The following is an 18,952-nucleotide window of genomic DNA, read 5'->3' on the forward strand; positions in this document are numbered from 1 at the left end:
GCTCCACGCAGCGGGTTTATCGTTTCGGCGCGTACGCCACCGCTTTCATCTCGATCAGCAGATGCGGATGCGGCAGTTGATGCACGGCCACCGTCGTGCGCGTGGGGCCGGTTTCGTCGAAGTACTCGCCGTAGATCTCGTTGTAACCAACGAAGTCGTTCATGCTGACGAGGAACGACGAGACCTCGACGAGGTTCGAAAGGTCCGCGCCCTCGCTGCGAAGAATGTCGCGAATGTTCTCGATCACCACGCGCGTTTGCTCACGGATGTCGAGCGTCACCGCGCCGAGTTCGTCGGCCGATGCGCCCGCGATGCTGTTGTCAGGACGCCGCGAACTGGTGCCCGAGACGAACAGGAAGTCGCCCGCGCGCGTGATGTGCGGGAAGCGCCCGCGCGGTTTGGCCTTGCCGGGCACGACGCGGGCTTGAGGTGTCGTTTCGTTCATCATGAAAGTTTCTGTGCGCTGTGTTGTGTGATGAATTCGGTGCTGCCGAGTCCGTTGACGAAGCAGTGGACATGCGTGTCGGGCGCCAGGGCATGCGCCGCCGTCGCCGCGCCGGCCATGATCAGCGAGCCGGCCGGCAGCACGAGCCCGCTATGCGCGACGAGGCGCGAGGCCTGCACGACCGAGCGCAGCGGATGGCCGAGAATCGCGGCAGTGGAGCCCGCCTGCACGACGCGCCCATTCATGCGCATCACCACGCCCGCATTGGCGAGCGCATCGAAGCGGCGCGTCCACGGCCCGATCGTGAGCCCCGCCGACGAACAGTTGTCGGCCACCACGTCTTCGAGCGAGAACTTGAAATCGCGGTAGCGCGAGTCGATGATCTCCAGCGCCGGGGCAACCGCGTCCAGATACTGCGCGGCTTCGAGCAGCGTGAGCGGCCGGTCGATGTCGCGGCTCGTGAGGAAGCACACTTCGGGCTCCACGCGCGGATGGATGAAGCGCCCGAGCGCGACATGGCCGCCGTCTTCTTCGAGCATCGCGTCGGTGAGCCAGCCCCAGATCAGGCTGTCCACGCCCATCTGGACCATCTTCGCGCGGCTCGTGAAGCCGAGCTTCACGCCCACCGCGCTCTCGCCGCGATCGATGCGCCGCTCGATCGAGGCGCGCTGCACGACATACGCTTCATCGAGCGAGAGCGTCGCGCCGAGCGCGAGTTGCGCAATCGGCGCGGCGTCGCACGCAGCGGCATCGAGACGGCCGGCGATGACGTCGAGGTCGGTCATGCGGCCTCCTTCGCAGCGGCGCGCGCATTGACGAGATCGAGCGCGACGTCGACGATCATGTCCTCCTGGCCGCCCACCATGCGGCGGCGGCCCAGCTCGACGAGAATCTCGAACGCCGAGAGCCCGTACTTCGCAGCCGCCGCCTCCGCATGGCGCAGGAAGCTCGAATAGACGCCCGCATAGCCGAGCGCGAGCGTTTCTCGGTCCACGCGCACGGGCCGCTCCTGCAACGGGCGCACGATGTCGTCCGCGGCGTCGATGAGTTTTTTCACATCGCAGCCGTGGTTGAGCTTCATGCGATCCACGGCTGCAACGAACACTTCGAGCGGCGCGTTGCCCGCGCCCGCGCCCATGCCCGTGAGCGATGCATCGATGCGGTCGCAACCATGTTCGAGCGCGACGATCGAATTCGCCACGCCGAGCGACAGATTGTTGTGCGCATGCATGCCCGTCAGCGTGGCGGGATCGAGCACGGCCTTCATCGCGTCGAAGCGCTCGGCCACGTCGCGCATATTGAGCGCGCCGCCCGAATCGACCACGTACACGCATAGCGCGCCGTAGCTTTCCATGAGCTTCGCCTGTGCCGCGAGTGCGTCGGGCGTCGTCATGTGCGACATCATCAGGAATCCTACTGTGTCCATGCCGAGCTCGCGGGCATATTCGATATGCTGCTTCGCGACGTCGGCCTCCGTGCAATGCGTGGCGATGCGCACAATGCGCGCGCCCGCATCCCACGCGGCGCGCAAATCGTGCACCGTGCCGATGCCGGGCAGGAGCAGCGTGGCCACGCTCGCGCGTTCGACCGCACCCGCTACGGCCTCAATCCATTCGAGATCGGTATGCGCGCCAAAGCCGTAGTTGAAGCTCGATCCCGAAAGACCGTCGCCGTGCGCGACTTCGATGCTGTCCACACCCGCCGCGTCGAGCGCGCGCGCGATCGCAACCGCCTGGTCGAGCGAATACTGATGGCGGATCGCATGCATGCCGTCACGCAACGTCACGTCCGAGACATAGATTTTCTTGGTGTTTCCGGTCATGGCCGTGGTCCCCTTCATGCCGCCACGCGGCTTGCCGCGATCTGCTCGGCGGCAGCCAGCGCCGCCGAGGTCATGATGTCGAGATTGCCCGCATAGCTCGGCAAGTAATGCGCCGAACCCTCCACTTCGATAAAAACGCTTACCTTCAGGCCCGCGCGCCGCTCGTTCGCGTGAATCGCGAGCGGGTTCGCCGCCGTGTACCGGTCGAACTGCACGGCCTGCTTGAGCCGGTATCCCGGCACGTAGCTCGCCACCGCCGCCACCATCGTGCGCACCGAGCGCTCGATAGCTTCGGTGTCGGCGTCTTCGTCGGTGAGGCAGTAGATGGTGTCGCGCATCATGAGCGGCGGCTCGGCCGGATTGAGCACGATGATCGCCTTGCCGCGCGCCGCGCCGCCCACGGTCTCCAGCGCGCGCGCCGTGGTCTGCGTGAACTCGTCGATGTTGGCGCGCGTGCCCGGTCCCGCCGAACGGCTCGCGATGGACGCCACGATCTCGGCGTAGCGCACCGGCGCCACGCGCGAGATGGCATGCACGACGGGAATGGTCGCCTGGCCGCCGCACGTGACCATGTTGATATCGGGCGCGTCGAGATGCTCGAACAGGTTCACCACCGGCACAACGAACGGTCCAGTTGCGGCGGGCGTGAGATCGATCATGCGCACGCCGTGCTGGCGCAGCACTTGCGCGTGATGCGCATGCGCGCCGGCCGAGGTCGCGTCGAAGGCGATGCGGATCTCGCCGAAATTGGGCATCGCCACGAGCCCTTCGATGCCTTGCGCCGTGGTGGGCACGCCCAGGCGCGCGGCGCGCGCGAGGCCGTCCGAGTCCGGGTCGATGCCCACCATCGCGGACATAGTCAGATGCTTTGCGTTGCGCAGCACCTTGATCATCAGATCGGTGCCGATATTGCCGGAGCCGATGATGGCGACGCCGAGCTTGTCGTTATCTTTCATGGCGCGGATTCCGGTTGCAGGGAAAAGGAAGCGCTCACACTGCCGAGGCCTTCGATATGCGCGTTGAACACGTCGCCGGGCGCGACCGCCACCATGGGGCCGAGCGCGCCCGTGAGCACGATGTCGCCCGCCGCGAGCGGCGCGCCCACGCGCACCATGGTGTCGGCAAGCCAGAGCGCCGCGTAGAGCGGGTTGCCGAGGCAGGCCGCGCCCGCCCCCACGCTCACCGGCTCGCCGCGTCGCTCGAGCACCATGCCGCACGCAATCGGGTCGAAAGCGGCGTCGAAGGCGTCGAGCTTCACGGGCCGGTTGCCGAGCACGAACAAGCCGCTGGAGGCGTTGTCGGCCACCGTGTCGGTGAGGCGGATGTCCCAGCCCGCGATGCGGCTGCCGACGATTTCGATGGCGGGCAGCGCATAGGCCGTCGCGCGCAGCAGATCGGCAATGGTGTGGCGCTCGTGCGGCAGGTCGTGGGCGAGCACGAGCGCGATCTCGGCCTCCACCTTCGGCTGCTGCGTGCGCGAGAGCGCGATGGGTTCGCCGTCGGCCAGCGCCATGTCGTCGAACAACATGCCGAAGTCGGGTTGCGCCACCCCTAGCTGCGCCTGCACGGCCGGCGAAGTGAGGCCGATCTTGCGGCCCACGAGCCGGCGGCCCGCCGCGAGCCGATGCTCGGTGTTGATGCGCTGCACCGCATACGCGGCTGCGAGCGAGTCGCCGCCAAGTGCTTCGATATCGCCGCGCACGGGCGCGCAGGGCACGCCGGACGCCTCGGCTTCGCGCAGCCGGCGCGCGATGGCTTGCGCGGCGTTCAGGTCGATTGTGCTCATGCCACCCTCACGCACACGTTGGTCAATTCCGAATAGAAGTCGAGCGAATGACGCCCGCCCTCGCGGCCGATGCCCGAGAGCTTGGTGCCGCCGAACGGCGTGCGCAGGTCGCGCACGAACCACGCGTTGAGCCAGACGATGCCGGTCTCGATGCGCTTCGCCACGCGATGCCCGCGCGCGAGGTGGGTGGTCCAGACGCTGGCCGCCAGCCCATAAGCGCTGTCGTTCACGCGCGCAATCACTTCGTCCTCCGTATCGAATGGCGCGATATGGCAGACTGGCCCGAAAATTTCCTCGCGCATGCAGCGCGCCGTGTCGGGCAGGCCGGTCCAGATGGTCGGCTGCACGAACGCGCCGGCATCGCGCGCGTCGCCGAACGCGGGCACGCCGCCGCCCGTCACCACGTTCGCACCCTCCTCCAGCGCGAGGCGGAAGTACGAAAGCACCTTGTCGCGGTGTCCGCGCGAGATCAACGGCCCCATCGTGGTCGCGGGGTCGCTCGGCGCGCCCACGCGCAGCGTTTCGGTGCGCGCCTTGAGCGCCGCGACGAAGCGCTCGAAGATCGGCCGCTCGACGTACACGCGCTCGCTGCACAGACACACCTGGCCCGCGTTCGTGAAGCTCGACTTGAGCACGCCTTCCACGGCCGCATCGAAGTCCGCATCGGCGAACACGACCGCCGCGTTCTTGCCGCCCAGTTCGAACGAAACCTCTTTCACGCCGTCCGCAACGGCTTTCATGATCGCGCTGCCCGTGCGCGATTCGCCGGTGAACGTGATCGCGGAAATGCCGGGATGGCGCGTGAGAAATTCGCCAGCCGAATTCTGGCCGTGACCGTGAATCAGGTTGAACACGCCTTTAGGCAGGCCCGCTGCGTGGATCACCTCGGCCAGCAGCGTGGCCGTGCCCGGCGTTTCCTCCGAAGGCTTCGCGATCACGCAATTGCCCATTGCAAGCGCGGGCGCGACCTTCCACGTGAACAGCAGCAGCGGCAGATTCCAGGGAGAGATGATGCCCACCACGCCGAGCGGCTTGCGCGTCACGTAGTTCAAGTACTGGCCGCCGTCCGCCGTGTGAGTCTCGAAGCATTCGCTGTGCGCGCCGCGAATCAACTCTGCGAAGGTACGGAAGTTCGCGATGCCGCGCGCGACGTCGAGCGCGCGCGCCTGCGCCAGCGGGCGGCCCGTATCGGCCACTTCCGCCGCCACGAACTCCTCGAAGCGCGCTTCGATGCCGTCAGCGATGCGCGTGAGCCACGCTGCGCGCCCGGCGGGCGTGGTCTCGCCCCAGCCCGCGCGCTGCGCCGCACGCGCCGCCTGCACCGCGCGGTCGACGGTGGCTTCGTCGGCTTCGCATACGCGCGCGACAAGCGTGCCGTCCACCGGACTCAGGTCGTCGAATGTCGTTGCGCTGGCAACAAATTCGCCGTCGATATAGTGCCGCAATAGCCGCGATGCCTCTTGAATCACAACGCCTCCTGCTCGATTGATGTGTTCACACCAGTCTAGGGAAGTCGCGCGACTCGCGACAATCAAACATTCGGCGCGCGATATGCCAAACTGGAATACCGGCATGCGCGCCGCGCCAAGCGGGTTTCAGCTTGCTCCGGCGGCTCCTGCGGCCTCGCGCAGGCACTCCACAAAGCCGCGGCACGCGGCGCTCTGGACCTTGTTCGAACGCACCGAGAAACCGATCGTGCCGAACGAGCCGGTCTCCGGCAGATCGAGAATGCGCAGCAGGCCCGCGTCCGCGAACTGGCGCGCGGCCACGCGCGGCATCAGCGCAATGCGCGGCGTCTCCAGCAGCAGACCGATATTCGTGAGCAGCGAAAGCGACTCGACGATGTCGGTCGGCAACGGCAGCCCCGCCGCACGGAACAGGTGCTCGGCGGCCAGGCGCGCGGGCGAATCGGGCGTGGGCAGAATCCACGGCAGGTCCACCAGCGCGTCCAGATGCACGACGCCCTCGGGCACCGGCGCGCCGCCCTTGCCGCCTATCACCGCACACAGCGACTCGTCGAACAGCGCTTCGTGCGTGAGCGGGAATGCGCTTGCAATCGGCAGTTCGCGCTCGGGCAGGCGGCCCACCACGATATCGACGTCGCCGGTCGCCAGCGCCGGAAACAGATGCGCGGGCGTGCCCTCGCGCACCGTGACCAGCACGTTCGGCGCGCGCGCCTTGAGCTTGGCGATGGCCTGCGGCAACAGCCGCGCCGAAGCCGAGATCAGCGTGCCGACAATCACATGCCCGCTCGTGCCAAGACGAAAATCGTTCAGCTCGTCGGTCATGTAGCGCAGTTCGGCCATCAACGACTTCACGCGCTGGCCGAGCAACAGCCCGAGCTCGGTGGGCACGACGCCGCGATTGGAGCGCGAGAACAGCTCGCCGTCGAAACACGATTCGAGTTCGTGAATCACCTTCGTCACGGCGGGCTGCGTGAGCCGCATCTCGTTCGCGGCGCGCACGACCGAGCCGGTTTCGAGCACGCGCTCGAAGACCATCAACTGGCTCAGCTTGAGCCGGCGGATCAGGGAGATTTCGCTCAGAGGGTTCGCTTGCATGCTTGCATCAACTTCGGTTATTGCGCCGGCGCACCGCGCTCAGAACACGCCCATCATCTTCGAGAGTTCGGTCACGTAGCGGCCGTAGCGCGGGTCGCTGCGCGTTTCGTCGGGTTGGCGCGGGCGCGGCAGATCGATCTTCACGTCGTGCTCCACGCGGCCCGGGCGCGCCGACATCACCAGCACGCGGTCCGAGAGAAACACGGCCTCCTGAATGCTGTGCGTGACGAGCAGCACCGTGAGCGTGCTTTGCTGCCAGATGCGCAGCAACTCGACATTCAGGCGGTCGCGCGTGAGCGCGTCGAGCGCGCCGAACGGCTCGTCCATCAGCATCACGCGCGGCTCGAGCAGCAGGATCTGGCCGATCGCCGCGCGCTGGCGCATGCCGCCGGAAAGCTCGTGCGGATAGCGGTCGACGAACTGCGCGAGACCGAGCGTGTCGAGTAGCGCGGGCAGGCGCGCTTCCACCAGGTCGCGCGGCAGATTGCGCAGCTTCGCGCCGAGCCGGATATTCGCGCCTACGGTAAGCCACGGCAGCATGTTGCTGGTCTGGAACACCACGCCGATATCGTCGCCGGGCTTGGTCACGCGCCGCCCGCCCACGTGGATGCTGCCCGCGTCGCAAGGCGCGAGGCCCGCGATCATGCGCAGCAACGTGCTCTTGCCGCAGCCGCTCGGCCCGAGGATCGAAACGAATTCGCGCTGGCCCACGTCGAGCGAAACATCTTCGAGCGCGCTGAACGCCTGCGCGCCGCCGCGCGCCGAATAATGCTTGCCCGCATGGCGGACTTCGATGAGCGCGGCAGGGCCTGCGCCGTGCGCACTGTGCGTGCCTTGGGTAACGTGCACGCTTGAACTCGCGGCTTCGGCCGCGCTCGCGCGCCAGCCGGCGCGCAACAGATTGACGAGTGCCATCAAACCGTGACTCCTCTCCACCAGACTGCACGCGACACGAGATCGACAGCGCCGTAAAACGCCATCGCGAGAACCGTGACCACCAGAATCGCCGCGAACGAGAGCGCCGTTTGTGCATTCGATGTCGCGAACACGATCAAATGGCCAAGCCCATCTTCCGCGCCGATGAACTCGCCCACGATCGCGCCGATCACCGCGAGCGGCATGGCAATCTTCAAGCCGTCCATCAGCGCGGGCAGTGCGGCGGGCAGGCGCAGATGCCAGAACGTACGCGCCGGCGATGCGCCCAGTGCGCGCAGATGCTCGTCCAGATTCAGCGGCACGCTCGCGAGACCGCCCATGGTGGCGATCACGACCGGGAAGAACGCGAACAGCACGGCAGCCGCAAGCTTCGACGCGAAGCCATAGCCGAACCACACCACCAGCAGCGGCGCGAGCGCGATCTTCGGCATGCTTTGCAGCGCGGTCACGAACGGCAGCAGCGTGCGGCGCGCGAGCGTCGAGAGACTCGCGAGCAGGCCCAGCGCGAGGCCGCCCGCGAGCGCGAGCGCGAAGCCCGCTAACACTTCCCACGCGGTTGTGAGCGTATCGGCCAGCAGTTGCGCGCGCATGGCCCAGCCCGCCGCGAACACCGCCGAAAGCGGCGGCAGCACATACTCGCGCGTCCCGCTCCAGCGCACGCCGAACTCCCAGACGAGACCGAGCACGACCCAGAACGCCAGCGTTTCAAAGAGCTTTTTCATGGGCGCTCCGGTTTAGTCTTCGGCGTCGCGGTCTGCGTCCGGCTTTTCGGCTTTCGCCGTTTCGCCCATCTTCTGCGCAACGAGATGCGGCGGCGGCGGCACCACGAAGCGCTCGAACCGGTACTGGTCGAACGATTCGATCGTGCGCTCCCACACCTGCGGCTCGTGCGGGTCGCGCTCGCCAATCTGCGTCATCTCGCAGTAGATCTCGACGTTGTTGCCATCGGGGTCCTTGAAAACGAGGAACAGATTGTTGCCGGGGCCGTGCCGCCCGATCCCGCGCACGATCTCCACGCCGTGCTCCTGCAGCACCTTCACCGAGCGCTCCATCTCCTCGTAGCTTTCCACCAGATACGAGAAATGTTCGAGGCCCGGGCGCGAGTAGCGCGGCAGGTCGTTGAAGTCGGGGCTGTCCTTGGGCAGTTGCGAAAGCGCGAGGTCGTGATGATCGGCGCCCGCGCGCAGGAACACCATCTGGTCGCCGATCCAGTCGGACACTTTGAGGCCGAGCACCTCGGTGTAAAACTTCGCGGAACGCTGAATGTCCCGCACCATCAGCACCATGTGCCCGAGACGACGGGGGCGCAAGCTGTTCATAGCTACTCTCCTGTGAGGCGCGCGAGGCGCGCCCGAAAATCGGTCACTGCACGAAACGGTTGGTGTAGAGGTCGGACGCCTTGACCTTGCCGTTCAGGCCGAACGCCTGCGAGACGAAACGCACGGTCGCGTCCATGCGCTCGGGCCGCAGCCAGCCCATGGGGTGATGCGCGGGGTCGTCGGCGATCAGCGCGTTGCTCTCCTGAATCTGCTGCAGCAGGATCGCGCGGTCGAGCATCGGATACTGCGCGGCGATGGCGTCGGCGGCAGCCTGCGGCTGGTCGCGCATGAGCGCATAGCCGCGATAGGTCGCCTCGACGAAACGCTTGACCACGTCGGGATGGCGCGCCATGTACGCATCGGTGGTCACGAGCCCGCTGCCCATCATGTCGAGGCCGAAGTCGCGGTACAGCAGCTTGCCGACATGCTGGCCGGCGCGCTGCGCGATGGTGGCCTGCACGGGCAGGCTCGCGCCCTCCCAGCATTCCGAAAGGTCAATGCGCTTTTGCAGCAGCGCCGTGTTGATCACCGCCGGGTCGAGCCGCACGAGCTTGATGGCGCCGGGCGCCATGCCATTTTGCTTGAGCCACGCCGGCACGATGTTCTGCACCGCCGAGGCGCCGCCGCCGCCGAGCGTGAGCCCGGCGAGATCCTTGGGCGTTGCCACCTTGAAGCCGGGCCGTTCCAGATAGCAGATCGCGCCGGGCCAGCGCGTGTTCACCGCGCCAACGAGCACCGCATGGCCGCCCTGCGCGCGGTTCAGCGTCACGCTCACGGGGTCGCCGTAGCCGAACTCGAACAGCCCTTCGTCGACTTCGTTGACGGTACGCTGGCCGCCATAGCCGCGCATGATGCTCACGTCGAGCCCGGCGTCGCGGTAATAACCCTTCGCCTGTGCAAGCAGGATGCCGCCCGTGCTGCCCTGCGGCAGCCAGCCGAGATTCACGCGCACCGTATCCGTCGCATACGCCGCGCCCGCCGTTCCCGCCGCGCCCGCAAGCGCTGCCGCCGCCAGCGTTAGCGCGCGCAGGCACGCGCCTAACCGCTTAACCCACATGTCTTGCCTCCATGGAACCGCTCTCTGTCTGCCGCTTGAGGCGCTTTCGTGCGCGCCTCAGGCGCGCACGAGCGCGTTCTCGATCGAGCCGATGCCGTCGATCGACGCCACCATCACGTCGCCCGGCTGCAGATAGATGCCGCGACCCATGCCGACGCCCGTGGGCGTGCCGGTTGCGATCACGTCGCCGGGCTGGAGCGTCAGGATCGACGAGAGATAGTGAATCTGCTCGGCAATGCTGAAGATCATTTCCGACGTGCTGCCGTCCTGCATCATCTCGCCGTTCACGGCGAGGCGCATGCGCAGGTTCTGCGGCTCGGCAATGCACGCGCGCGGCACGAGCCAAGGGCCGAAGGGACCGAAGGTATCGAAACTCTTGCCGCGAAACCAGTCGTGTTTGAACGGATAGTCGGTGCGCCGGTTCAGGTCGCGCGCGCTCACGTCGTTGAGCACCGTGTAGCCCGCGACGTGCTCGAAGGCGTCGGCCACGGCGATGTGGCGGCCGGCCCGGCCGATCACCACCGCCAGCTCCACCTCCCAGTCCACGCGCTGCGCCTCGGCCGGCATCACGACTTCGGCCAGCGTGGGCACCACGCTCGTTTCGGCTTTCATGAACATGTACGGCGTGCTTTCCTCGCGCGGCGCGAGCTCCGTGCCCATTTCCCGCGCGTGCTCGTAGTAGTTCGACGCCGCCGCAAAAATGCGCCGGGGCGTGAACGGCACGCGTAGCCGGTAGCCCTCCAGCGGCGCAATGCCGGCCGCTTGCGCCTCGCCCTGCGCGACGGCGCGCGCGGCGCGCTCCAGCTCCTCGAGCGTGCCCGCGCCCGCCGCGTCCCAGTTGGCAACCAGCGCGTCGACATCGAGCGGCGCGTGCTCGCCGCCGGTGTGCGCGAGCAGCGCCTGCGCGTCGTACAGCGCGCCGTCCACCACGATGCCCGCGGCCACCCGGCCATCCCGTTCATACGTTGCAATCGCGTACCAGATCACTTGTGTCCTCGCTTTTTCAGTCTGCTCTTTGATTTATCGCTTCTCGTATACAATCATGACATCGTGTATTTTTTAATAAATTCACGTATACACCAATCGGGGCTATTTACGCTGCTGCGTACACTGGACAGCACCGGCACACCTGGCCGCGCGGCCAGCCCACATGGACCAGCCCTAATGGGTCAGCCCGATTGAGCCGCCGCAGCGGCTGGCGCATAATGTTCCGGCTCCCGAAGCCCGCCGCGCCCAACCCACGACAACACGATGACGACGCTTTCTTCCAAGATTTACCGCCTGCTGTTCGACGAAATCATCGACGGCACGCTCGAGCCGGGCCAGAAGCTCGAAGAAGCCGTGCTTGCCGAGCGCCTGAACGCCTCGCGCACGCCGATCCGCGAGGCGCTGCGCGAGCTGGCCGCTCGCGGCATGGTCGAGCTCACGCCGCGCAAAGGCGTGGTGGTGGCGCAGTTCAGCCTCGACGAGCTCGCCGACATGCTCGAAGCCATGTGCGAACTCGAAGCGCTGTGCTGCCGCCTGAGCGCGCAGCGCATGAGCCTCGTGGAGAAAAAGCAGCTCGAGGAACTGGAAACGGAGATGAACGCCGCCATCTCGCACGGCGACGAAGCCGCCTACCTCCAGTTGAACCGCGAATTCCACGAGCTGATCTGCAAGGGCGCGCAGAGCAAGTCGCTCGCGTCGATCATCGCGGTGCAGCGCCAGCGGCTCGCGGGCTTTCGCGCGGCGCAGCCCGCCTCGCCCTCGCGCTTCGAGGCGGCTATCGGCGAGCACCGCGAGATCGTCGCCGCGATCCTCGATTCGAACCCCGAGCGCGCCTATAACGCGATGCGCGACCACACCGCGCGGCTTTCGATCGTCGTGCTCGGGCGGCTCAAGCGCCAGCGCAGCGAGCGCGAGCGCGGCTGACGCCGCGCCGCGTGCGGGCGGTGCGGACGGCGCGTGCATCGCGCCCTCGCGCGCTGTCCTGAGGTCCTTCATCGCTCCCTCAGCGCGCGGCCATCTGCGCGAGCCCGGGCATCGCGAAACCGAGCGCATCCAGCTGCGTCAGCAGCGCATGCGCTTCGGGCGCGCGGTACGGCACGAGCGGCGGCCGCACGCGCGCCCAGCCCGCCTGGCCCGCGTAATGCGCCACCACGGCCTTCAAGGCCGGGATCATCGGCAGTGACTGCACCGCCAGCCTGAGCGTCGACACCCGCTCGACGCAGGCGCTGCGCGTCTCCAGCGTGGTCGCCGCAAGCACGCTCGCGATGGCGGCGGGCTGCAAATTCGCCGTGGCCGAGATGCAGCCCGCCGCGCCCAGCGGCAGCGCGAGGCCCAGCAGCGCCTCCGAGGCGGGAAACACCTTGAAGCCCGGAAAGCGCGCGAGCAGCTCCGCCGTGTTCGACCAGTCGCCCGAACTGTCCTTGATCCCCACCACCGTATGCGGGTACGCGGCGCGCAGCCGTTCGATCAGCGCGAACGAGATCGGCACGCCCGAAAGCTGCGGGATGTGATAGAGCAGCACGCGCAGATCGTTCGAACCCACCGCCTCGATCACTTCCGAGTAGTACGCAAAGAGCCCGTCGTCGCTCACGTTCCGGTAATAGAACGGCGGCAGCATCAGCACGCCCGCGCAGCCCGCGCGGGCGGCGTGGCGCGTGAGCTCGATCGCGTCGGGCAGCGCGCACGCGCCGGTGCCCGGCAGCAAGTGAGCCGGATCGATATCGGCAGCGCACACGTGGTCGAGCACGGCGCGCCGCTCGGCGAGACTCAGCGAATTGGCCTCGCTATTGGTGCCGAACAGCGCGAGGCCCGCGCCCTGCCCGACCAGCCAGCGGCAGAACGCGAGCAGTTGCGGGATATCGACGGCCAGTTCGGCGTTGAACGGCGTGAGAACCGGCGTGAACACGCGCGGCACGGCAAAGGCGGACATTCTGTTCTCCTGAGGATGAAACCTGAAAGCCGGCCACTCACGCGCGGAAGAACGCGAGGATCGCGTCGCCGAGCAACGTTTCGCCGGAGTCGAAATGCGCGACCACCGAGGTGTGGTTGTGACGCGCCATCTGCATGAAGCGCAGCGGCTGGGTGCGTTCTCCAGCGCTCGCGGCGCGCTGGCGCGCCTCGGCCACGCGCGCAAAGAAAGCCGCGCCATAGGCGTCCAGATACGGGTTCTCGAATTCGGCCACGACGACCATGAGCGGCACGTCGATGCGCTCGGCGTGCGCGAGCGGCGAGCGCTGCGCATACTGCGCTTCGTCCGCGCCGAAGTACGCGCGCACGCCGGGGGCGTTCGGGTTGTCGGGCAGGACGTCGGCCACGAGGCGCGCGCTGATCAGCACCGCGCCCGCGGGAGGCGCGGGCGATGCATCCAGTGGAGAGGCGAACGGCGCAGCCGAAAGCGGTACCAGCAGCGGATCGCCGAGCGCAGCGGCGACATGCGCGCCGCCCGCCGAATGGCCGACCAGAAAGATCCGCCGCGCGTCACCGCCGAACCGCGCCACGTGCTCGCGCGCCCACGCGAGCGCGGCGGCCACGTCCTCCGCGCCCGCCGGATAGGGCGCTTCGGGCGCGAGCCGGTATTCCACGTTGATGGCCACGCAGCCCTGGCGCGCGAACCAGCGCGGCACGTTGTCGTAAATGAACCCGTTCACACTCTTGCGGCCCCGCACAAACGCGCCGCCATGCACGAACAGCACGACATCGGCGCCGCCTTTCGCGCGCGTTTCGGGTTGCACGAACACGTCCAGACGCTGGCGTTCGTGCGAGCCGTAAGCCAGGTCGCGCTCGATCTCGCACGCGGGATCCGCCGCGCTCGCCGCCGCCACGAGCGGGGTGTACGCCTGCACCACGAAATCGCGATGCGCATTGATATCGCTGCCCCAGACGGGCCCGATCCGCGCGAAGTGTTCCCGCGTCTCCCCAGACAAATTGCCTAGCGGCTCTTGCACTGCGCGCATCCCAGACCCCTCCGTTGCATCGCCGTCGATCGGCTAACGGAAGCCATTCTGGTATAGAAAAACTCTTTTGTGTATACACGATACGTACGTAGTATACCCAATGAAATTTTACGTCGAATTACGCCACAGTCACGCCAATACCCTTGGCGGCCTGCGCCGCCCTTCTTCTTTCACGAGGATTTTTCATGGACAAGCTTCGTCACATCGCGCTTTCGGTCGAGGATCCGGAGGCGGCCGCGCGCTTCTTCGAGCAAGCCTTCGGCATGCGCCGCGCGGGCAACGCCATGCGCGGGATCTACATGACGGACGGCACGATGAACGTCGCGCTGCTGAACTTCAAGGACGAGACGGTGCCCGGCTACGCGGGCCTCAAGGACGTGCGCGGGGTGATCCACTTCGGCATGTGGGTCGACGACGTGGAGGCCACGGCCGAGCGCGTCGTGGCCGCGGGCGGCACGTATCTGACCGGCCGTCACGAGCAGGACCCCAACGTGTTCTACGAAGTGAAGTACCGCATGCCGGACGGTACCGTGTTCGACATCACGGCGAACGGCTGGAAGGGCGCGGTCAAGGAGGTCGTGCCGGACGGCGCGCAGCCGTGAGCGCGCAACCCAGGGTTCTCGCGCTGATTGCGCTGCCGGACGCGACGCTGGAGGCGCTGCGCAACCACTACGGGTTTGACTGCACGCGCGACTATCGCCCCGACGGCAGCCTGCCCGATGGCGACGACGCGGCAAGCATGTTGAGCACCGTGCGCGCGGTCGTGACCAACGGCTCGACGGGGCTGGACGAAGCGCGCATGGCCGCATTGCCGGCGCTGGAGATCGTCTGCGCGTTCGGCGCGGGCTACGAGAACGTCGATACCGCAGCGGCCGCGCGGCGCGGCATCGTCGTGACGCATGCACCGGGCACCAACGCGGCCACCGTCGCCGATCACGCGTTCGGCCTCATGCTCGCACTCGCCCGCGGCTATGCCCCGCTCACCGAAGCCGTGCGGCGCGGGCAATGGCCGGCCTCGCGCGGCGCGCGGCCCACGCTCACGGGCGCGGCGCTGGGCATCGTCGGGATGGGGCGGATCGGACGGCTGATCGCTACGCGCGCACAGGGCTTCCAGATGTCGATCGGCTATCACGGGCGCGCGCCGCATGCCGATGCGCCAGGCCGCTACCACGCGAGCCTCGTCGAACTCGCCCACGCCAGCGACTTTTTGGTGCTCGCCTGCAACGGCGGGCCGGCCACACGGCATCTGGTCGACCGTGCGGTGCTGCGCGCGCTCGGGCCGCACGGCTATGTGATCAACGTCGCGCGCGGCTCGGTGATCGATACGTCCGCGCTGCTCGACGCATTGGAGGCGCGCGAGATTGCGGGCGCGGGCCTCGACGTCATCGAGGACGAACCCAACGCGCCACCCGCGCTGCTCGCGCATCCAGACGTGCTGGTCACGCCTCACATGGCGGGCCGTTCGCCCGCCTCGTGGCTGGCGCAGCGCGACGCGCTGCTCGCGAGCCTCGCACAGCATTTTGGCGGCGAGCGTGTCGAGCGAGCGGTATCCGTGCGTTGAAACGGGCTGACGCGTCCGCGTCATGCCGGCTTTTCCCATCACGATCCGGCGGTTCGCCACGCGCGCGCCATTGCGGCCCAGCGCGGCGCGAGCCGTGCGGGCGCACTGCGCAAGCCACGCGCCCGTGCGCGGCTTATCAGGGTGAACCCGCTATAACGAAATCGCCGGTTTGTATAAAAAAATAACGCTACAAATTTCTTTTTTTCTATACGTATAATTTTTCCACGCTTGTGTATACACGAGCGGACGCGAGCCGGAACGCCGCGGTGCACACACATAAAACGACAATCATCTGGAGATCGAATGAAAAAGAAGGTATTCGTGGCGGGCGTCGCACTCTGTGCCAGCGCCGGCGCGTACGCCCAGTCGGCCATCTGGCTGTCCGGCTACGTCGACCTGAACATCGAGCATTTGATTTCCTCCGGTTCCGGCGGCAACGTGTGGCGCATGTCGAGCGGCGGCCTGAACAACTCGCGCTTCAACCTGAGCGGCGTGGAAGACCTGGGCGGCGGCAACAAGGCCGTGTTCACCATCGAGCCGATGTTCTCCGCGAATACCGGTGTGCAGTCCGCGCAGTTCCGCCAGTCGTTCGTGGGGCTCAAGGGCAACTGGGGCGAAGTCACGCTAGGCCGCCAGTTCACGCCTTCGTACTGGATCGCGGGCTACGCCGACCCAAGCTGGGCCGCCGACTTCAGTATGGTCAACAACATGGAGTTCTTCTACGCGTCGTATCGCGTGGACAATGCGATCCAGTACAAAACGCCCTCGCTCTACGGCTTCACGGGCCGCTTCATGTACACCACGGGCGTGGGCGACAGCACGCGCGCGGGCCGCTTCCTCAGCACCGGCGTGGACTATCGCAACGGCCCGATCTTCCTCGGCGCGGTGAGTGAATTGCAGTACACGCGCGACATCTTCCACGCCTCGCAGATTCATTCGTCGCGCGACAACTACTTCTCGGCGGTCTACCGCTATGGCGGCTTCGAGCCCACGGTGATCTATCACACGTACAACGGCTATTACGCGTATCCGCCGTATGTCGCGTTCAATTCGCAGGGCTGGGACGTGCAGGTGGGCGCGCGCTGGAATATCGACGGACGCAACCGCCTGTATGCGAGCGTGGTCCACCGCCACGACGATAACAACGTGAAAATCGGCACCGCGACGGGCGGCGTGATCGGCTACATCTACGGCGTCTCGAAGCGCACCGACCTGTACGCGACGGTCGCGCACGTCTGGAACAACCACAACGTGTCCATTCCGTATCCGGTCACATTCCAGGTCTACCCGAACGCAGGCCAGAGTCCGACCGGCTTCCAGATGGGCATTCGTCACGCATTCTGATTCAGCGCGCTGCTTCAAGCGCAGCGCCCCATAACAAAGGAGCATTCATGCAACGTATTGAACATCGACATCGAAAAGGACCCGCACTCACGCGCGCGGCAGCCGCCGTGTTCGCGACGCTCGCCGCAGGCATGCTGGCCGCCTGCGCCAACCCGAACGCCGCCAGCCACGCGACCGCCACAACCACGGCGGCCGCCGAAGCTCCGGCGGCGAGCGCGCCACAGGCTAATCGCACGCCCGGCGAACCCGATGCTAAGGATCCCTACATTGCTGGCTGGCTGCGCCTCACGCCCGATCGCCGCCCCGTGCCGCAGAAACCCGGCGTCGACTACGGCATGGACCCGGCCACCGGCAAATTCGTGTGGCCGAAAGCAACGCCCGAGGTGCACCAGGGTCAGCATTTCCCTGGCGAGATGACCACGTGGGACAAGAACAGCTACACGAAGAACATGAAAGTGCTGGCGTTCTATCCCGGTGTGGATTCGCCCTTTCACGCGTGGAATAACATCATCGACTTCGACGGGCATCGCTATCTCTACGTCCACGACCGCGACTATCTGCGCATCATGGACGTGACCGATCCCGCGCATGGCAAGGTCGTGTACTCGCGCGGCGGCGTGTGGGGGCCGAAGGGGTCGAGCGAACACTTCGACGCCAACAACGTCCACGGCTACCTCGGCGGCGCGACCATCGCGTGGAGCAAGAAGCTCGGCAAGCCGGTGCTGGTGGCGTCGTTCGAGATCGGCCGCTACGGGCTCATGACCGAGAAGATGGATCAGCCCGACAAGGTCGCCGCGCAACGCCATTACAACTCGCTCAAGGGCTTCCGCGTGTTCGAGATGGACGGCCCGCTGCCGGACCAATGGAAGCTCATCGCCACGCGCACGACCGACTTCCGCCATCCCGATGCGCCCATCGGCCAGCAGCAGGGTTCCGGCTCGCTCGACGCGCCCGAATACTACGGCGGCAAATACATGATCGTGTCGTCGGCGCCCGACGACAGCTACGCGCTCACCGAATATCCGAACTATCTGTATTCGCCGGGCTACCAGGTCTGGGACATGTCCGATCCCGCGAGCCCCAAGTTCCTCACGCAGATCTCGGTGCCGGGCCAGGTGCTCGGCAACAAGGCCGATGAAGACGCGTATCTAATGAACCCGCGCGCGGGCAACCGCACCTCGTGGATGGGCTCGCGCAATCCGATCTTCCTGCCCAAGCCGCTCGAAAACGGCGGCAAGATCGGCTTCGGCGCGATGGGGGGCCTCGGCTTCTATTCGTTCGATCTGTCGAACCCGGCCAAACCGAAAATCCTTGGCAGCGTGAACACGCCGCCGAGCTACGCCGGCACCGAGTTCGACAACGCCGACGTGAGCCAGTACGCGCGCACCGGCTACGTGTTCAGCAACGGCTACCCGATGAACCGCGATTGCTACGAACCGTTCAAGGACATCTACGTGATCGACGCGCGCGACCCCGCGCACCTGAAAGTGGCTACCGCGCTGCCGCGCCCCGAAGTGCCCGAAGGCGCGCCGTTCACCGACTTCTGCCAGCGCGGCGGCAACTTCGGGCCCAAGCGCGCCAACGCGATCGGGCAACCGGGCGGCTGGAGACAGGGCCTCGTGGCGTACTCGTACTACAACGCGGGCGTGCAGCTCTTCGACGTGAAGGATCCTGCACATCCGAAGATTGCCGGGTACTTCGTGCCGGCGCTCGCGGACGAATCGCAACTGCCCAACTACACGCTCGGCAAGGGTGTCTTCGCGATTTACACCGAGTACGACCGCAATATCATCTGGGCCTTTACGGAAAACGGCGCTTATGCGCTTTCGACGCCGCTGCTCGGCGAGCCCGTGCTCGGCATGCCGGCCAAGGCCTGGCCGCCGCGCTGACGCGCGGTTTCGCTCCGGCTGCTGCAATGGCGGCCGGAGTGTGTGCAGCGTGGGCCGTAGTGTTCGATGTCCTGAACGTCGAAGCAATTTGCCGAAAGTCAAACCGATATAAACGCCCGATGCACTGCGCATTGGGCGCGCCGCTTTTCGGATAATTCCGGTTCCTCCTCTCACCAATCGCCCCGAGCATCGCTTGGTTGGGCTGCATTTAGCCAGCTTTGTTGCACCGGTCGTGTTACCGGGGCTGATCGTTTTCGTCTACTTCATGAGAGGTATGGAAATGTCGAAGAG

The 18,952-nt window shown here is 66.6% G+C and carries 19 protein-coding genes; 5 read left to right on the forward strand and 14 right to left on the reverse strand.

The features are described 5' to 3' along the window. Positions 1 to 16: 16 nt before the first annotated feature. The 12 genes from HV773_RS13040 to HV773_RS13095 all read right to left on the reverse strand — a co-directional run bounded on the left by HV773_RS13040 (position 17) and on the right by HV773_RS13095 (position 10,913). The gene (locus HV773_RS13040) at positions 17 to 445 is read right to left on the reverse strand and encodes a RidA family protein (RefSeq protein WP_129564414.1); all 429 of its coding nucleotides are present in this window, start codon (positions 443 to 445) and stop codon (positions 17 to 19) included. After that, positions 445 to 1,230: a 2-keto-4-pentenoate hydratase gene (locus tag HV773_RS13045; RefSeq protein ID WP_129563554.1), complete on the reverse strand. Its 786-nt coding sequence runs from the start codon at positions 1,228 to 1,230 to the stop codon at positions 445 to 447. The genes HV773_RS13040 and HV773_RS13045 overlap by 1 nt, the downstream gene beginning before the upstream one ends. After that, on the reverse strand, positions 1,227 to 2,267 hold the full coding sequence (gene dmpG, locus HV773_RS13050; protein WP_129563555.1) for a 4-hydroxy-2-oxovalerate aldolase: 1,041 nt from the start codon (positions 2,265 to 2,267) through the stop codon (positions 1,227 to 1,229). The genes HV773_RS13045 and dmpG overlap by 4 nt, the downstream gene beginning before the upstream one ends. Before the next feature lie 14 nt (positions 2,268 to 2,281). Next, positions 2,282 to 3,223 carry an acetaldehyde dehydrogenase (acetylating) gene (locus HV773_RS13055; RefSeq protein WP_129563556.1) on the reverse strand — a complete coding sequence of 314 codons (942 nt, stop codon included), beginning with the start codon at positions 3,221 to 3,223 and terminating at the stop codon, positions 2,282 to 2,284. Continuing rightward, positions 3,220 to 4,053 (reverse strand): 2-keto-4-pentenoate hydratase, encoded by an 834-nt coding sequence (locus tag HV773_RS13060; protein WP_129563557.1) that lies wholly within the window; start codon positions 4,051 to 4,053, stop codon positions 3,220 to 3,222. The genes HV773_RS13055 and HV773_RS13060 overlap by 4 nt, the downstream gene beginning before the upstream one ends. Further along, the gene (locus HV773_RS13065; protein WP_227875487.1) at positions 4,050 to 5,522 is read right to left on the reverse strand and encodes a 2-hydroxymuconic semialdehyde dehydrogenase; all 1,473 of its coding nucleotides are present in this window, start codon (positions 5,520 to 5,522) and stop codon (positions 4,050 to 4,052) included. The genes HV773_RS13060 and HV773_RS13065 overlap by 4 nt, the downstream gene beginning before the upstream one ends. A gap of 126 nt (positions 5,523 to 5,648) precedes the next feature. Beyond that, positions 5,649 to 6,614 carry a LysR family transcriptional regulator gene (locus HV773_RS13070; RefSeq protein ID WP_129563559.1) on the reverse strand — a complete coding sequence of 322 codons (966 nt, stop codon included), beginning with the start codon at positions 6,612 to 6,614 and terminating at the stop codon, positions 5,649 to 5,651. A 39-nt stretch (positions 6,615 to 6,653) separates the two neighbouring features. After that, entirely contained in the window at positions 6,654 to 7,529 is an 876-nt protein-coding gene (locus HV773_RS13075) for an ABC transporter ATP-binding protein (RefSeq protein ID WP_129563560.1), read from the reverse strand. Continuing rightward, complete coding sequence (locus HV773_RS13080; RefSeq protein WP_129563561.1) at positions 7,529 to 8,272, reverse strand: ABC transporter permease; 744 nt, start codon at positions 8,270 to 8,272, stop codon at positions 7,529 to 7,531. Before HV773_RS13080 ends, HV773_RS13075 begins: the two co-directional genes overlap by 1 nt. A gap of 12 nt (positions 8,273 to 8,284) precedes the next feature. Next, complete coding sequence (locus HV773_RS13085; RefSeq protein ID WP_129563562.1) at positions 8,285 to 8,869, reverse strand: VOC family protein; 585 nt, start codon at positions 8,867 to 8,869, stop codon at positions 8,285 to 8,287. A gap of 43 nt (positions 8,870 to 8,912) precedes the next feature. Beyond that, on the reverse strand, positions 8,913 to 9,926 hold the full coding sequence (locus HV773_RS13090) for an ABC transporter substrate-binding protein (RefSeq protein ID WP_129563563.1): 1,014 nt from the start codon (positions 9,924 to 9,926) through the stop codon (positions 8,913 to 8,915). A 57-nt stretch (positions 9,927 to 9,983) separates the two neighbouring features. Further along, the gene (locus HV773_RS13095; protein WP_129563564.1) at positions 9,984 to 10,913 is read right to left on the reverse strand and encodes a fumarylacetoacetate hydrolase family protein; all 930 of its coding nucleotides are present in this window, start codon (positions 10,911 to 10,913) and stop codon (positions 9,984 to 9,986) included. A gap of 264 nt (positions 10,914 to 11,177) precedes the next feature. Here HV773_RS13095 and HV773_RS13100 point away from each other — a divergent pair, with 264 nt between their 5' ends. Then, entirely contained in the window at positions 11,178 to 11,837 is a 660-nt protein-coding gene (locus tag HV773_RS13100) for a GntR family transcriptional regulator (RefSeq protein ID WP_129563565.1), read from the forward strand. 79 nt (positions 11,838 to 11,916) lie between these two features. Here the strand turns inward: HV773_RS13100 and HV773_RS13105 are convergent, their stop codons facing one another. Both HV773_RS13105 and HV773_RS13110 read right to left on the reverse strand, forming a co-directional pair. Then, entirely contained in the window at positions 11,917 to 12,843 is a 927-nt protein-coding gene (locus tag HV773_RS13105) for a dihydrodipicolinate synthase family protein (RefSeq protein WP_129563566.1), read from the reverse strand. A 37-nt stretch (positions 12,844 to 12,880) separates the two neighbouring features. Then, a complete protein-coding gene (locus HV773_RS13110; protein WP_129563567.1) occupies positions 12,881 to 13,867 on the reverse strand; it encodes an alpha/beta hydrolase in 987 nt (328 codons plus the stop codon). Positions 13,868 to 14,052: 185 nt separating this feature from the next. Between HV773_RS13110 and HV773_RS13115 the strand changes: the two genes are divergently transcribed. The 4 genes from HV773_RS13115 to HV773_RS13130 all read left to right on the forward strand — a co-directional run bounded on the left by HV773_RS13115 (position 14,053) and on the right by HV773_RS13130 (position 18,661). Then, positions 14,053 to 14,469 (forward strand): VOC family protein, encoded by a 417-nt coding sequence (locus HV773_RS13115; protein WP_129563568.1) that lies wholly within the window; start codon positions 14,053 to 14,055, stop codon positions 14,467 to 14,469. Then, positions 14,466 to 15,428: a 2-hydroxyacid dehydrogenase gene (locus HV773_RS13120; protein ID WP_129563569.1), complete on the forward strand. Its 963-nt coding sequence runs from the start codon at positions 14,466 to 14,468 to the stop codon at positions 15,426 to 15,428. The genes HV773_RS13115 and HV773_RS13120 overlap by 4 nt, the downstream gene beginning before the upstream one ends. A 303-nt stretch (positions 15,429 to 15,731) precedes the next feature. Further along, a complete protein-coding gene (locus tag HV773_RS13125) occupies positions 15,732 to 16,772 on the forward strand; it encodes a porin (protein ID WP_129563570.1) in 1,041 nt (346 codons plus the stop codon). A 47-nt stretch (positions 16,773 to 16,819) separates the two neighbouring features. Further along, positions 16,820 to 18,661 (forward strand): LVIVD repeat-containing protein, encoded by a 1,842-nt coding sequence (locus tag HV773_RS13130; RefSeq protein WP_227875488.1) that lies wholly within the window; start codon positions 16,820 to 16,822, stop codon positions 18,659 to 18,661. Positions 18,662 to 18,952: the final 291 nt, after the last annotated feature.

The sequence above is a fragment of the Paraburkholderia caffeinitolerans genome (assembly GCF_902859945.1).
GTDB lineage: Bacteria > Pseudomonadota > Gammaproteobacteria > Burkholderiales > Burkholderiaceae > Paraburkholderia > Paraburkholderia caffeinitolerans.